We start from the raw sequence: 13,213 nt of genomic DNA on the forward strand, positions 1-13,213 counted from the left end.
ATCTCTAGATCGTGCACGGCGAGCACAGCGGACATCCGTTCTTCCGGGGGAAAGCGGCCGAGTGGCCAAACCCCCAGTATACGGCGCTCGCGTGACGTGATCGCTCGTGGGTCACCGTCGCGCTGCCTATGCCGCGTCTATGAAGTTCCCACGATGTAGCCGTCGCGTTCAGCGGGAGCCGCGAGGTCCCACAAGACTGGATCGGAAGGAGCCTCATGAACGTTCTGCTGGGGGTCGGGATCACCGACGGACCCGTCGTCGTCATCACCGACCTGGTCGCGGCGATGAGTCTCTTCGCCCTCCTCGTCCGTCGCCCGTCGCGACGTTGGAGCCGTCGGCGCTGGCTCATCACCTCGGCGGTGACGACACTCCTGGGCGCCGCGACGGGTCTGGGGATGACGTGGCTTCTCTCCGACCGCCTCGATCTCTTCGACGCCGACCTGACTCCCGTCTCCCGCGGATGGATCGTGGCAGGTTTCGCCGGCGTCGCGCTGTCCCTCGTATCACTGTGGCGGGCCACCTGGCGGCGCGCCGTCGGCAGCGTTCTCGCGGCAGCGCTTTTCGTGGGTACAGCGACGATGGGAGTGAACATCGATTTCGGCCAGTACCCCACGATCGGCAGCGCGCTCGGGATCTCCTCCATCGAGGAAGGACTCCCCCACATCGTCAAGGCCGGCGAGGACGCACCCTCGATCGCCTCATGGCGCGTTCCGGCGGACATGCCTTCGCACGGCACGCTGAGCTCCGTCCACATCCCCGGTCCGGTGTCGCACTTCGACACCCGTCCTGCCGTCGTGTACCTGCCGCCTGCCGCCCTCGCCCGCAACCCGCCCCGGCTGCCCGTGCTGATCATGATGTCCGGGCAGCCGGGATCTCCCCAAGACCCACTCGTCACCGATCATCTGCGCGAGAGGCTGGACGAGTACGCGTCAGCGCACCGAGGTCTCGCACCCATCGTCGTGTCGCCTGATCAGCTCGGCTCGCCGGGCATCAACCCGATGTGCCTCGATTCGGCGCGCGCGGGCGACTCCGCGACCTATCTGACCGTCGACGTCCCTCACTGGATCCGGACGCACCTCAACGCGACTCTCACGCCAGGATCGTGGGGCGTGGGCGGGGCTTCACAAGGCGGGACGTGCGCGAGCCAGTTGGGTGCGGGGCATCCAGAGCTCTTCAACGCCATCCTCGACGCCTCGGGACAGCAGTACCCCGGGCTGGGCTCGTACGCGAAGACGATCGCAGACGGATTCGGCGGAGATCTCCGCGCATTCGAGGCCGCCCAACCGTCGACGATCATGGCGGCGCACGCCCCGTACGCGGACACGATCGCCGTCTTCGGCGTGGGAGCGCTGGACAGCAGGTTCATGCCGGGCATCAAGATCCTCGCAAAGGACGCTCGTGCCGCGGGAATGTCGACGCACTACGTCGAGGCGCCGAACACAGCGCACGATGCTCACGCCTGGGGCGCGATCTTCGCCCACGGCCTCCCGTTGATCGCCGCGCACTGGGGGCTCGACCGATGATGACGATCCCGGCCGCCGCATCCGGCGCGGCACGCCGCAGGGCCGTTCTCACCGCCGGCGTCGGCGCAGCGCGGTCCGTCCCCGTGACCTGGGTGATCACCGCCATCGTCGCTCTCGCGAGCATCTACCGCTTCACTCGGCCCCCGGGGGAATCCCGGCGCACTCTCGACGCGATCACCGCCACGGGCTTCGACACGGTACTCCTCAACCATGACTGGCTGTCGGTGTTCACCGCCGTCTTCTTCGTCCCGAAGCCCGGAGGCCTGCTTCCGACCCTTCTCGCGGTGATCATCGGTCTCGCCTGGAGCGAGCGCCGCATGGGGCATGTCCGAACTCTCGGGGTGTTCGCCGCCGTGACAATCCTCGGCGTCATCCTGGGCCTGTCGGCTCAGGCGCTGGGGCTCGTGTCCAACTTGTACGGAGCACAGGCCGGCAGGAGTCACCACGTCTTCGACCCGACGATCGCCGTCGCCGGGACGATCATGGCGGCGAGCGCGTACGCGAGACCCCTCCTTCGTCGGCGGGTGCGGATCGTCGGCTTCGCCGTCTTGGCGGTCCTGGTGCTCTACGCCGGGTCGCCGGCCGATCAGTATCGCCTCGGCGCGGGGGTCGTCGGTGTCCTGGGAGGGGTGTTGCTCGCGCGTCGGGCGTTCGGTCTCCGACGCCTCCGCGCGAGCCGTCGCGAGGCGCGGACCCTGCTGGCAGCGGTCGTCGTCGTCACTGCTCTCGGCCCGGTGGTGTCGATACTCGCCCCTCGCAGCACCGGGGTCCTGGACCCACTCGGCTCCTTGTTCCGTGACGACCTCCACGATCCCGCCTTCGTGACCGCGCACTGCGAGACCGGGGATCTGACACGGCAGTGCCTCGATGCACTCGCCTTGACCCGACTCGACGGACCGGGCGCGGTTCTCGTGACGATCCTCCCGCTCGTCGCCCTGCTACTGGCCGCCCGCGGCATCCATCGCGGCCGACGAGTCGGCTTGTACCTCGCGATCGCCTTGAACGCGATGTTCGCCGTGCTGGCGGCGGTGTACTACGGTTTCCTCCCTCTCATCGCCTCCTCTGAATACACGCGGTTCCAGTCCGCCGCGGCCGAGCAGTACGGCGCCTTCGACCTCGTCGCCACCTTGGTACCGGCAGGACTCGCGATCGTCCTCCTCCTGGCCCGCCCGCTCTTCCCCCCTCCGAACACCGGCCACCCCGCCGCGCGGTTCCTCATCCTGAGCGTGCTGACCTTCGTCGGAACCGCCGCCGTCTTCCTGGCGATCAGCTGGTTCGCGCGAGACCAGTTCTCACCCGCCGCGACGGTCTCGGCACTCATCCTCGACCTGCCCGAACACGTCATCCCAGTGGGGTTCCTGGCTTTCGAGCCCGTGGACATGGTGGCGACGGGACCGATCGCCACCCTCGCTTCCCAGACCTTCGGGCCACTGTTCTGGGTCCTCATCATCGCGATCGCCTGGCGCGGGATGCACAGTCGGTTCCCCACCGACACCGGCCACGGCGCCGCCCGAAACCGCGTCGTGGGCATGCTCCGGGGCGGCTCGGTCGGCACGCTGTCGTGGATGACCACGTGGGAGGGGAACAGCTACTGGTTCGCCCCCGGCGGCGACGCCGTCGCATACCGCGTGATCAACAACGTCGCCATCACGACCGGCGATCCGATCTGCCCAGCCGGCCGCGCCGCAGAAACGGCGGAACTCTTCGCGCGATGGTGCGCCCATCACGGCTGGACCGTCGCGTTCTACTCGATCACGGACGAACTCCGCACTTCCCTCGCCGACCGCGGCTACGGCTCGGTCGCCGTCGCGGAGGAGACCGTCGTCCGCCCCATGGGCTGGTCCCTCCAGGGCGGCAAGATGAAGGACGTACGCACAGCCGTGAACCGCGCCGAGAAGGAGGGCCTCACCGCGTCGTGGGTACGGTTCCGTGATCTGCCGCCGCGGCACGCGGCGCAGGTGCGCGACATCTCGGAGCTTTGGGTCGCCGAGAAGGACCTCCCCGAGATGGGGTTCACCCTGGGTGGGGTGGATGAACTGCAGGACGACGACGTCAGGCTCATGATCGCCGTCGACGCCGAAGACCGCGTGCACGCCGTGACCAGCTGGCTGCCGACGTACCAGAACGGCCGCATCCGCGGGTGGACCCTCGACTTCATGCGGCGTGCGCCGGACAGCATGAACGGCGTCATGGAGTTCCTCATCGGTCGGACCATCCTCCAAGCTGGGGAACAGGAGCTCGACTTCGTGAGTCTCTCGGGAGCACCTCTGGCCGTGGACGTCGATCCGGAAGGGCAGTCGGCGTCCCTCCGCGCCGTACTCGCCGTACTCAGTCGCTCGCTCGAGCCCGTCTACGGATTCAGGTCCCTCCTACGGTTCAAGACCAAGTTCCGTCCCGAGTTCCACCGGTTGCACCTCGCCTACGCCGATCCCTTCGCCCTGCCGGCGATCGGCCTCGCACTCGCCCGCGCCTATCTCCCGGGCCTGACCGCGAGGCAAGCGGTGCAGGCCTTCGGTCGTCGGAGCCCGTCGCGGATGCCAGCGTCGCAGTGAGGACCGGTTTCCACCCCCGGCCGAGTCGATGTAAGGTTAGGCGACCCTAATCACCTCTCTCAGGAGACCTCCGTGCCTCGCATCCGCACCGCGCTCGCTCTCGCCGCCGCATCCCTTCTCGTCCTGACAGGTTGCGCCACCAGCAGCGCCCCGGACGCGGGCGGTGCCGCCTCGACGTCGACGGAGGCGAGCGGCTTCCCCGTCACCATCAAGAACGCCTTCGGGCAGACGACGATCAAGAGCAAGCCGGAGCGCGTCGCGACGGTGTCCTGGGGCAATCAGGAAGCAGCTCTCGCTCTCGGCGTCGTGCCGGTGGGCATGCCCGCTGTCACCTGGGGCGACGACAACGGCGACGGCATCCTCCCCTGGGTGGAGGACAAGCTGAAGGCCATGGATGCGAAGACGCCCGTGCTGTTCGACGAGGCGCAGGGAATCGACTTCGAGGGGGTGGCCGACACCGCGCCCGACGTGATCCTCGCCGCCTACTCCGGCTTGAACAAGGCGGATTACGACAAGCTCAGCAAAATCGCTCCCGTGGTCGCTTACCCCACCGTCGCATGGGGCACCACCTGGCAGGAGCTGACGGTGACCAACGGTACGGCGCTCGGACTCAAGGCGCAGGCGGAGGAGCTCGTCACGAAGCTCACCAAGACCCTGGATGACGAGGTCGCGAAGTACCCCGAGATCGCCGGCAAGAAGGTGATGTTCAGCTCCTACGACGCGACGAACCTCAGTCAGATCGGCTTCTACTCGCTCGCGGACCCGCGCGCGAAGTTCCTGGAGGACCTGGGCATGGTCCCGCCCAAGACGGTCGAAGAGCAGTCGAAGACGTCGACGGAATTCTGGATCACCAACAGCACCGAAGACATCGAGCGCTTCAGCGACGTCCAGGTGATCGTGACGTACGGGGATGACTCGACGCTCGCCGCCATGCAGGCGGACCCGCTGCTGTCCCGCATCCCTGCCGTGAAGAACGGTGCCGTCGTGGTCCTGCCCGCCGTGAACAGCCCTCTCGCTGCGGCAGCCAACCCGAGCCCGCTGTCGATCCCGGACGCGCGTACCGGCGAGTACATCAAGATGCTCGCCGAGGCGGCGAAGAAGGCCTCGTAAGGCGCTTCCCCCCGTAGACGTGTCCACTTCTCTCGCACCCCGCGCGATCGTCGCCGCGGCCCCGCCCTCGGGGCGGCGGCCGCGGCGACGCCGCCTGACCTGGCTCGTCGTCCTCGTTGCGCTCGTCGCGCTGGCCGCCGTCCTGTCGGTGACGTTCGGAGCGAGGTCCGTGAGCCTCCACGACATCCTCGGCGGCGTATCGGGAGACATCGACACCGCCTCCGCTGCAGCCGTGGCCAAGCGCGTCCCGCGCACGATCCTGGCACTCCTCGTCGGCGCCGCGCTCGCCATCGCCGGCACCGTCATGCAAGGCGTGACCCGTAATCCGCTCGCGGACCCGCAGATCCTGGGCATCAACGGCGGGGCCTCCCTCGCCGTCGTCATCGGCCTCGCGTTCTTCGGCATCTCGGATGCCTTCGGGTACATCTGGCTCGCCATGTTCGGTGCGGCCGTCGCAGCCCTGTTCGTGTACATGGTCGGATCACTCGGGCGGGGCGGCGCGAGTCCACTGAAGCTCGCGCTCGCCGGAGCGGCGACCGCCGTGGCGTTCACGTCGCTCATCAGCGCGATCCTCCTTCCCCGCATCGACGTCATGAGCGTGTTCCGGTTCTGGCAGATCGGCGGCGTGGGCGGCGCAACGGCCGATAAGAACCTGCTGGTCCTCCCCTTCCTCATCGTCGGCGCCGTGATCTGTCTCGCATCTGCTCGTGGGCTCAATTCGCTCGCACTCGGCGACGATCTCGCGGCGGGACTGGGCGAGCGGGTGCAGCGGGCGCGCCTGATCGCCGCACTCGGCGCAGTGATCCTCTGCGGCGCCGCCACGGCGGTGGCGGGACCGATCGGGTTCGTCGGGCTGATCGTCCCCCACGTGTGCCGGCTCCTCGTCGGCCCCGACCACCGCTGGCTACTCCCCGTATCCGCGCTCGTCGGAGGTGGGCTCCTGGCCGTCGCCGACGTGGTCGGCCGCGTGATCGCTCCACCCCAGGAGGTCGAGGTCGGCGTCGTCACCGCCCTCATCGGCGCTCCCTTCTTCATCGCCATCGTCCGACGACAGAAGATGCGTGCACTGTGACCGCGGCATCCATCCACCGGCCCACGGTCGACATCGTCGCGCGTGGACGGTCGCGCCGGGCACGCCGGCGTCTCGTCGTCACGACGGTTCTCGCACTCGCCGTCGCGGTGATCTACGCCGTGTCGCTCATGGTGGGTCAGACCTTCTACTCCCCCGCCGAGGTGTGGGGGGTCATGACCGGTCAGCTCGTCCCCGGCGCATCGTTCACCGTCGGTGAGCTCCGCCTGCCGCGCTCGACGGTCGGCCTGCTCGCCGGAGCCTGCTTCGGGATCGGCGGCGCCGTCTTCCAGACCATGCTTCGCAACCCGCTCGCCAGCCCCGACATCATCGGGATCAATGCCGGGGCGAGCGCTGCGGCCGTCGTCGGCATCGTATTCCTCTCGCTCGACCAGACTCCGGTGGCGGTCCTGGCAACGGTCGGGGCCCTGGTCACGGCTCTGACGATCTATCTCCTCGCGTTCAAGGACGGCGGCGCCGGCGCACGTTTCATCCTGATCGGGATCGGCGTCGCGGCGATCTTCAACAGCGTGGTCTCGTACGTGCTCTCACGCGCTGCCGAGTGGGACCTCCAGGCGGCGATGCGCTGGATCACCGGCAACTTGAACGGGGCATCCTGGAACGAAGCCGTGCCTCTCGCGGTGGCCGTTGCCATCGGCGTCCCCGTCATCCTGTGGCTGACGCGCGATCTCGAACTCATGCGCCTCGGCGAAGACACCGCTGCAGCGCTCGGGGTCCCGGTCGAGCGGCGCCGGATCATGCTCATCATCGCCGCCGTCGCACTCCTGGCCTTCGCTACCGCGGCAGCAGGACCGATCTCCTTCGTCGCCTTCCTCGCCGGTCCCATCGCGGCGCGGATGCTGGGCCCCGTGGGGTCGCCTGTGCTCGCCGCCGGTCTGTTCGGCGCCCTGCTCGTCCTCGTGGCGGACCTCGTCGGACAGTACCTCCTCGGCCTCCGCCTGCCCGTCGGCGTCGTCACCGGTGTCCTCGGTGCGCCGTACCTCATCATCCTTCTCATCCGCAGCAGCCGCTCGGGAGGCTCCCTATGACCACCCACCGCACCCTCTCCGCGGAGTCCATCTCCCTCGCCTACGGCGACCGCACGATTGTCGACGCACTCGATTTCACGGTCCCGGCTGGGCAGGTGACTGCCATCGTCGGCGCCAACGCGTGCGGGAAATCCACGCTGCTCAAGGCGATGGCGCGCCTGCTGTCACCGAAGTCGGGTCGCGTCTTGCTGGACGGCAAGGACATCCATCGGATGCCGACGAAGCACATCGCCCGCGACCTCGGGCTCCTGCCCCAGTCGCCCATCGCTCCAGAGGGGATCGCCGTCTCGGACCTCGTCAGCCGGGGCCGCACGCCGCACCACGGGCCGCTCGCCCGGTGGACCTCAGCGGATGACCAGGCTGTCGCCGAGGCCCTCGAGGCGACCGACATCGTCGCGATCGCGGATCGGCCCGTGGACGAGCTGTCGGGCGGCCAACGTCAGCGCGTCTGGATCGCGATGGCTCTGGCTCAGCAGACGGACGTCCTGCTGCTGGACGAGCCGACGACGTTCCTCGACGTCAGCCACCAGATCGACGTCCTGGACCTGCTCACGGATCTGAACCGGTCCCGTGGCACGACGATCGTGATGGTCCTCCACGACCTCAACCTCGCGGCACGGTACGCGGATCATCTGGTCGCCATGTCGGCGGGCCGGATCTTTGCCTCCGGGAAGCCGGGGACGGTCCTCACGGCCGACACGGTTCGCGAGGTGTTCGGCCTCGAGAGCCGCGTCATCCCCGACCCCCTCACCGGGCGCCCACTGGTACTCCCCATCGGCCGCCACCACGTCCCCGCGCCGCTCGACGGCGCCGTCCGCTGACCCACGGAGCGACCCGATGTCTTCGAACACCATGGCCTTCTTCCGCGCACCGGTCGCCTCGATCGCCGAGGTGACCCCTAGTTTCCGCCGGTTCACCTTCAAGGACACCGCCCTCTCCGCCTACGGCGACCCCGGATTCGACCAGCGGGTGAAGATCCTGTTCCCCACGCCGACGGCACCGATCGAATCGATGCCGACCGGCGAGGACTGGTACGACCAGTGGCGAGCCCTCCCCGACGAGGCACGGCCCGTCATGCGGACGTACACGACGCGGGCCGTCCGCAACGCCGACAACGAGGTCGACATCGACATGGTCGCCCATGAGGTGATGGGACCCGCCTCGGCGTGGATCGCCGACGCGAAGGCCGGTGACGAGGTACTCATCCTGGCACCCACGACCGCTCACACCGGAGTCAACTACGGGATCGACTTCGTCCCGCCCGCCAAGACCGAGAACATCCTCCTCGCCGGCGACGAGACCGCAGCGCCGGCGATCGCGCGGATCCTCGAACAGCTCCCCGCTGACGCTCGAGGCGTCGTCATCCTCGAAGTGCCGCACCCGGAGGACGTCGCCTACCTCCCCGCGCATCCGGGCTTCGAGATCATCACCGCGGCCCGTGCCGGAGAGGATCATCGTCACGACCACCTGATAGCGGCTGTCACCCAGGTCGCCGAGCGGCTCGTCCCGGAGGGGATCGGTGCCGAGGTCGAGGAGATCGACGTCGACCACGACATCCTGTGGGAGGTCCCCCGGACGGCGAAGGGAGGCGCCGCTCTCAAGAGCGCCCGGCTCTACGCGTGGCTGGCAGGCGAGGCATCCGCGATCAAGGCGTTGCGCCGCCACCTCGTCAGCGAGGTCGGGGTGGACCGCCGCGCTGTCGCCTTCATGGGCTACTGGCGCCTCGGACGGTCCGAGAACTGAAGAAGCGGTGCGACATCGTCGCACCGCTTCTTCGTCGGCCGAATGGCCGCGGGGTCGGATCAGATCGAGAATCCGAGCGCGCGCATCATGTCGCGACCGTCGTCGGTGATCTTCTCGGGACCCCACGGCGGCATCCAGACCCAATTGATCCGGAAGCGGTCCACGACGCCGTCGAGCGCCTGACCGGTCTGCTCTTCGAGGACGTCCGTCAGCGGGCAGCCGGCGGAGGTCAGCGTCATGTGGATGACGAGTGCGTCGTTCTCGTCATCCCAACCCAGGTCGTAGATCAGCCCGAGGTCGACGATGTTGACCCCCAGCTCGGGGTCCATGACATCCTTCAGGGCCTCGGTGACCTCGTCGTACTTCTCGGGTGCGAGCGTGTCGGTCATGCGAGAATCCTAGGCCTGCTCGCCGCCGACCGGGGCGAGGAAACGGTCGTAACCCTCGTCCTCCAGCCGTGCTGCGAGCTCGGGGCCGCCCTCTTCCGCGACGCGACCGTTCACGAGCACGTGGACGAAGTCGGGCTGGATGTAGCGGAGGATGCGGGTGTAGTGCGTGATGAGCAGCACGCCCATGTCGCTCTGCTCCTTCGCGCGGTTGACACCCTCGGAGACGATCTTGAGTGCGTCGACGTCGAGGCCCGAATCGGTCTCGTCGAGGATCGCGAGCTTGGGCTTCAGGAGCTCGAGCTGGAGGATCTCGTGACGCTTCTTCTCACCGCCGGAGAAGCCCTCGTTGACGTTGCGCGCCGCGAACTTCGGATCCATGCGCAGGTTCTGCATGGCACCCTTCACGTCCTTGGTCCACGAGCGGATCGAGGGCGCTTCGCCGTCGATGGCCGTCTTCGCGGTGCGTAGGAAGTTCGTGACCGTGACGCCGGGGATCTCGACCGGGTACTGCATCGCCAGGAACAGACCGGCGCGCGCACGCTCGTCGACCGACATCGCGAGGACGTCCTCGCCGTCGAGGGTGATCGTGCCGCCCGTGACGGTGTACTTGGGGTGCCCGGCGATCGTGTACGCGAGCGTGGACTTGCCGGAGCCGTTCGGGCCCATGATGGCGTGGGTCTCGCCCGTGCGAACGGTGAGGGTGACGCCGTTGAGGATCGGGGTCTCGCCGGCTTCCGTCTCGACCGTCACGTGGAGGTCGCGGATCTCGAGGACAGACATGTCAGCTTCTTTCTTCAGTTCACGGCTTTGGTCACGGCGGGGTCGATGAGGATGTCGTCCCCGTCGATCGTGACCTCGTAGACGGGCACCGGCTCGTAGGCCGGGAGGTTCAGGGGGCGGCCGGTGCGCAGCGAGAACGCGGACCCGTGGGCCCAGCACTCCAGCGTCTCGCCCTCGACGAAGCCGTCGGCCAGCGAGATGTCGCCGTGCGTGCAGGTGTCGCCGATCGCGTGGACCTCGCCCTGACCGTCGAGCACCACGGAGATGGCGACGCCGCCGACCTCGACGCGCACCGCGGTGTCCTGCTCGAGCTCACTCAGCTGGAGCACCTTCTGGGCGGTCACTCGGCACCCTCCCCGACGAGCTCGGCCTCGATGGCGGCGATGAACTCGTCCTCGAGGGAAGGGATGCCGATCTTCTGCACGATCTCGGCAAGGAAGCCGAGGACGACGAGTCGTCGAGCCTGCTCCTCGTCGATGCCGCGGGCCTGCAGGTAGAACAACTGCTCGTCGTCGAACCGGCCCGTCGCACTCGCGTGCCCCGCGCCGACGATGTCGCCGGTCTCGATCTCGAGGTTCGGGATGGAGTCGGCGCGGGCCCCGTCGGTGAGGACGAGGTTACGGTTCGCCTCGTAGGAGTCGGTGCCGACGGCATCCGGCCCGATCAGCACATCGCCGATCCAGACAGTCCGCGCGGACGCGCCCTGCAGCGCGCTCTTGTAGAGCACGTCGCCATTGGTGTGGTCGCCCTTGTGATGCAGGTACACCTGGCTCTCGAGGTGCTGACCCGCGTCGGCGAACGAGAGACCGTACAGGCGACCCTGCGCGCCGGAACCTGCCAGTTCGACCGACGGGTTCACCCGCACCACGCCGCCGCCGAGGCTGACGACGATGTGGGTGAGGGTCGCATCGCGGTCGACGCGAGCCTGGTGAGCCGCGAGGTGGACGGCATCGTCGTCCCACCGCTGCACGGACACGACGGTGAGCGCCGCACCGTCCCGGACGATGATCTCGACGTTCTGCGCCTGTGCGGCGGATCCCTCGTGACGGAGCACGACCGTCCCGCGCGAGTTCGCCTGCGCCTCGATCACGACGTGTGCATGCGCGACGCCACCGCGACCCGTGAGGGTCACGATCACGGGCTCGTCGAGTTCGACGTTCGCCGGGATGCGGATGAGCGGCGCCTCGGGCTCCTGCGCCCACGCGATCGCGCTGACGACGTCCTCCGGACGGAAGATCTCGCCGCGGGGCGCCTCGTCCTTCTGCAGACGACGGTGCTCCACGGCATCAGGACCGCTCACCTCGACGCCGATGACGTCGTGCGGCGCCTCCTCGTCAGCCAGCAGGGGCGCGACGCGGTCGAGCGGCGTGTGCTTCCAGTTGACCTCGCGCCCGGTGGGCGTGCCGAAGTCGGCGGGATCGAACGACCACGGGCGCTCCGAACGGGTCTGCACGGGCACGCCCTGATCGGTCACTTTCGCCGCAGGGTCGATGTGGCCCTTCGCATCGGATGCGGGGGCCTGAGTCGCTGTCGTCATCAGCCGACGGATCCTTCCATGCCCATCTCGATGAGCTTGTTCAGCTCGAGGGCGTACTCCATGGGCAGTTCGCGGGCGATCGGCTCGATGAAGCCGCGCACGATCATCGCCATCGCCTCGTCCTCGGGCATGCCGCGGCTCATGAGGTAGAACAACTGCTCCTCGCTGACCTTCGAGACGGTCGCCTCGTGGCCGAGCTGGACGTCATCGACGCGGATGTCGATCGCCGGGTACGTGTCGGACCGCGAGATGGTATCGACCAGCAGCGCGTCGCACCGCACGGTGTTGGCGGAGTGGTGCGCGTTCGCGTCCACTCGCACCTCGCCGCGGTAGCCGGCGCGGCCGCCGCCGCGGGCGATCGACTTCGAGACGATGGACGACTGCGTGTAGGGCGCCATGTGGATCATCTTCGCGCCGGCGTCCTGGTGCTGACCGGGACCGGCGAAGGCCACGGACAGGGTCTCTCCCTTGGCGTGCTCCCCCATCAGATAGATCGACGGGTACTTCATCGTCACCTTGGACCCGATGTTGCCGTCGACCCATTCCATCGTCGCGCCCTCGTGGGCGACGGCGCGCTTGGTGACGAGGTTGTAGACGTTGTTCGACCAGTTCTGGATCGTCGTGTACCGAACGCGAGCGTTCTTCTTCACGATGATCTCGACGACGGCCGAGTGCAGCGAGTCGCTCTTGTAGATCGGCGCTGTGCAGCCCTCGATGTAATGGACGTAGCTGTCCTCATCGGCGATGATCAGCGTCCGCTCGAACTGCCCCATGTTCTCGGTGTTGATCCGGAAGTAGGCCTGCAATGGGATCTCGACGTGCACACCCTTGGGGACGTAGACGAACGACCCGCCGGACCACACCGCCGTGTTCAGAGCCGCGAACTTGTTGTCGCCGGCGGGGATGACCGTGCCGAAGTACTCCTCGAAGAACTCGGGGTGCTCGCGCAGAGCCGTGTCGGTGTCCATGAAGATGACACCCTGCTGCTCCAGGTCCTCGCGGATCTGGTGGTAGACGACCTCGGACTCGTACTGGGCGGCGACGCCGGCGACGAGACGCTGACGCTCGGCCTCGGGGATGCCCAGCTTCTCGTAGGTGTTTCGGATCTCCTCGGGGAGGTCCTCCCACGTCTGCGCCTGCTTCTCGGTCGAGCGCACGAAGTACTTGATGTTGTCGAAGTCGATGCCCGAGAGATCGGCGCCCCACGTCGGCATGGGCTTGCGGCCGAACAGCTGGTACCCCTTCAGACGGGTCTTCAGCATCCATTCGGGTTCGTCCTTGAGGGCGGAGATCCCGCGGACGACGTCCTCGTTGATCCCTCGCTGCGCGACGGCACCCGCGGCATCCGCGTCGTGCCAGCCGAATTCGTAGACCCCCAGGCCTTCGAGTTCGGGGCGGTCGATGAGCACATCCGACATGAATTTCCTCCTCACGGGCGGCAACGGTGTCATCCGTTCCGGC

The 13,213-nt window shown here is 68.0% G+C and carries 12 protein-coding genes; 7 read left to right on the forward strand and 5 right to left on the reverse strand.

Translation table 11 applies throughout. The features are described from left to right. Positions 1–215: 215 nt before the first annotated feature. The 7 genes from BBA86_RS06115 to BBA86_RS06145 all read left to right on the forward strand — a co-directional run bounded on the left by BBA86_RS06115 (position 216) and on the right by BBA86_RS06145 (position 9,046). On the forward strand, positions 216–1,523 hold the full coding sequence (locus BBA86_RS06115; RefSeq protein ID WP_065570749.1) for an alpha/beta hydrolase: 1,308 nt from the start codon (positions 216–218) through the stop codon (positions 1,521–1,523). Next, a complete protein-coding gene (locus tag BBA86_RS06120) occupies positions 1,520–4,075 on the forward strand; it encodes a bifunctional lysylphosphatidylglycerol flippase/synthetase MprF (RefSeq protein ID WP_065570750.1) in 2,556 nt (851 codons plus the stop codon). Before BBA86_RS06115 ends, BBA86_RS06120 begins: the two co-directional genes overlap by 4 nt. 72 nt (positions 4,076–4,147) lie before the next feature. Then, the gene (locus BBA86_RS06125) at positions 4,148–5,185 is read left to right on the forward strand and encodes an iron-siderophore ABC transporter substrate-binding protein (protein WP_065570751.1); all 1,038 of its coding nucleotides are present in this window, start codon (positions 4,148–4,150) and stop codon (positions 5,183–5,185) included. Positions 5,186–5,204: 19 nt separating this feature from the next. Beyond that, a complete protein-coding gene (locus BBA86_RS06130; protein ID WP_065570752.1) occupies positions 5,205–6,257 on the forward strand; it encodes a FecCD family ABC transporter permease in 1,053 nt (350 codons plus the stop codon). Continuing rightward, complete coding sequence (locus BBA86_RS06135) at positions 6,254–7,303, forward strand: FecCD family ABC transporter permease (protein WP_065570753.1); 1,050 nt, start codon at positions 6,254–6,256, stop codon at positions 7,301–7,303. The genes BBA86_RS06130 and BBA86_RS06135 overlap by 4 nt, the downstream gene beginning before the upstream one ends. Then, on the forward strand, positions 7,300–8,124 hold the full coding sequence (locus BBA86_RS06140) for an ABC transporter ATP-binding protein (RefSeq protein ID WP_065570754.1): 825 nt from the start codon (positions 7,300–7,302) through the stop codon (positions 8,122–8,124). The genes BBA86_RS06135 and BBA86_RS06140 overlap by 4 nt, the downstream gene beginning before the upstream one ends. Before the next feature lie 16 nt (positions 8,125–8,140). Next, positions 8,141–9,046: a siderophore-interacting protein gene (locus BBA86_RS06145; protein ID WP_065570755.1), complete on the forward strand. Its 906-nt coding sequence runs from the start codon at positions 8,141–8,143 to the stop codon at positions 9,044–9,046. Between the two features lie 59 nt (positions 9,047–9,105). On the opposite strand, the gene BBA86_RS06150 is transcribed toward BBA86_RS06145, so the two are convergent. From BBA86_RS06150 to sufB, 5 genes are read right to left on the reverse strand one after another with little or no spacing between them, the layout of a single operon-like run. After that, positions 9,106–9,435 (reverse strand): metal-sulfur cluster assembly factor, encoded by a 330-nt coding sequence (locus BBA86_RS06150; protein WP_036308596.1) that lies wholly within the window; start codon positions 9,433–9,435, stop codon positions 9,106–9,108. Positions 9,436–9,444: 9 nt separating this feature from the next. Continuing rightward, positions 9,445–10,215: a Fe-S cluster assembly ATPase SufC gene (sufC, locus tag BBA86_RS06155; protein WP_065570756.1), complete on the reverse strand. Its 771-nt coding sequence runs from the start codon at positions 10,213–10,215 to the stop codon at positions 9,445–9,447. 14 nt (positions 10,216–10,229) lie between these two features. Further along, positions 10,230–10,559 carry a non-heme iron oxygenase ferredoxin subunit gene (locus BBA86_RS06160; protein ID WP_065570757.1) on the reverse strand — a complete coding sequence of 110 codons (330 nt, stop codon included), beginning with the start codon at positions 10,557–10,559 and terminating at the stop codon, positions 10,230–10,232. Beyond that, positions 10,556–11,752, reverse strand: a complete 1,197-nt coding sequence (sufD, locus tag BBA86_RS06165; RefSeq protein WP_065570758.1) for a Fe-S cluster assembly protein SufD — start codon at positions 11,750–11,752, stop codon at positions 10,556–10,558. Before sufD ends, BBA86_RS06160 begins: the two co-directional genes overlap by 4 nt. Continuing rightward, on the reverse strand, positions 11,752–13,170 hold the full coding sequence (gene sufB / locus BBA86_RS06170) for a Fe-S cluster assembly protein SufB (RefSeq protein ID WP_065570759.1): 1,419 nt from the start codon (positions 13,168–13,170) through the stop codon (positions 11,752–11,754). Before sufB ends, sufD begins: the two co-directional genes overlap by 1 nt. Positions 13,171–13,213: the final 43 nt, after the last annotated feature.

This window comes from Microbacterium oleivorans (genome assembly GCF_001691565.1).
GTDB lineage: Bacteria > Actinomycetota > Actinomycetes > Actinomycetales > Microbacteriaceae > Microbacterium > Microbacterium oleivorans_B.

What these genes read in the sequence shown, in the direction of transcription:
- sufC (WP_065570756.1), bottom strand. Translation starts at nt 10,215, where the DNA reads ATGTCTGTCCTCGAGATCCGCGACCTCCACGTGACGGTCGAGACGGAA.
- BBA86_RS06115 (WP_065570749.1), top strand. Translation starts at nt 216, where the DNA reads ATGAACGTTCTGCTGGGGGTCGGGATCACCGACGGACCCGTCGTCGTC.
- sufD (WP_065570758.1), bottom strand. Translation starts at nt 11,752, where the DNA reads ATGACGACAGCGACTCAGGCCCCCGCATCCGATGCGAAGGGCCACATC.
- BBA86_RS06120 (WP_065570750.1), top strand. Translation starts at nt 1,520, where the DNA reads ATGATGACGATCCCGGCCGCCGCATCCGGCGCGGCACGCCGCAGGGCC.
- BBA86_RS06150 (WP_036308596.1), bottom strand. Translation starts at nt 9,435, where the DNA reads ATGACCGACACGCTCGCACCCGAGAAGTACGACGAGGTCACCGAGGCC.
- sufB (WP_065570759.1), bottom strand. Translation starts at nt 13,170, where the DNA reads ATGTCGGATGTGCTCATCGACCGCCCCGAACTCGAAGGCCTGGGGGTC.
- BBA86_RS06145 (WP_065570755.1), top strand. Translation starts at nt 8,141, where the DNA reads ATGTCTTCGAACACCATGGCCTTCTTCCGCGCACCGGTCGCCTCGATC.
- BBA86_RS06140 (WP_065570754.1), top strand. Translation starts at nt 7,300, where the DNA reads ATGACCACCCACCGCACCCTCTCCGCGGAGTCCATCTCCCTCGCCTAC.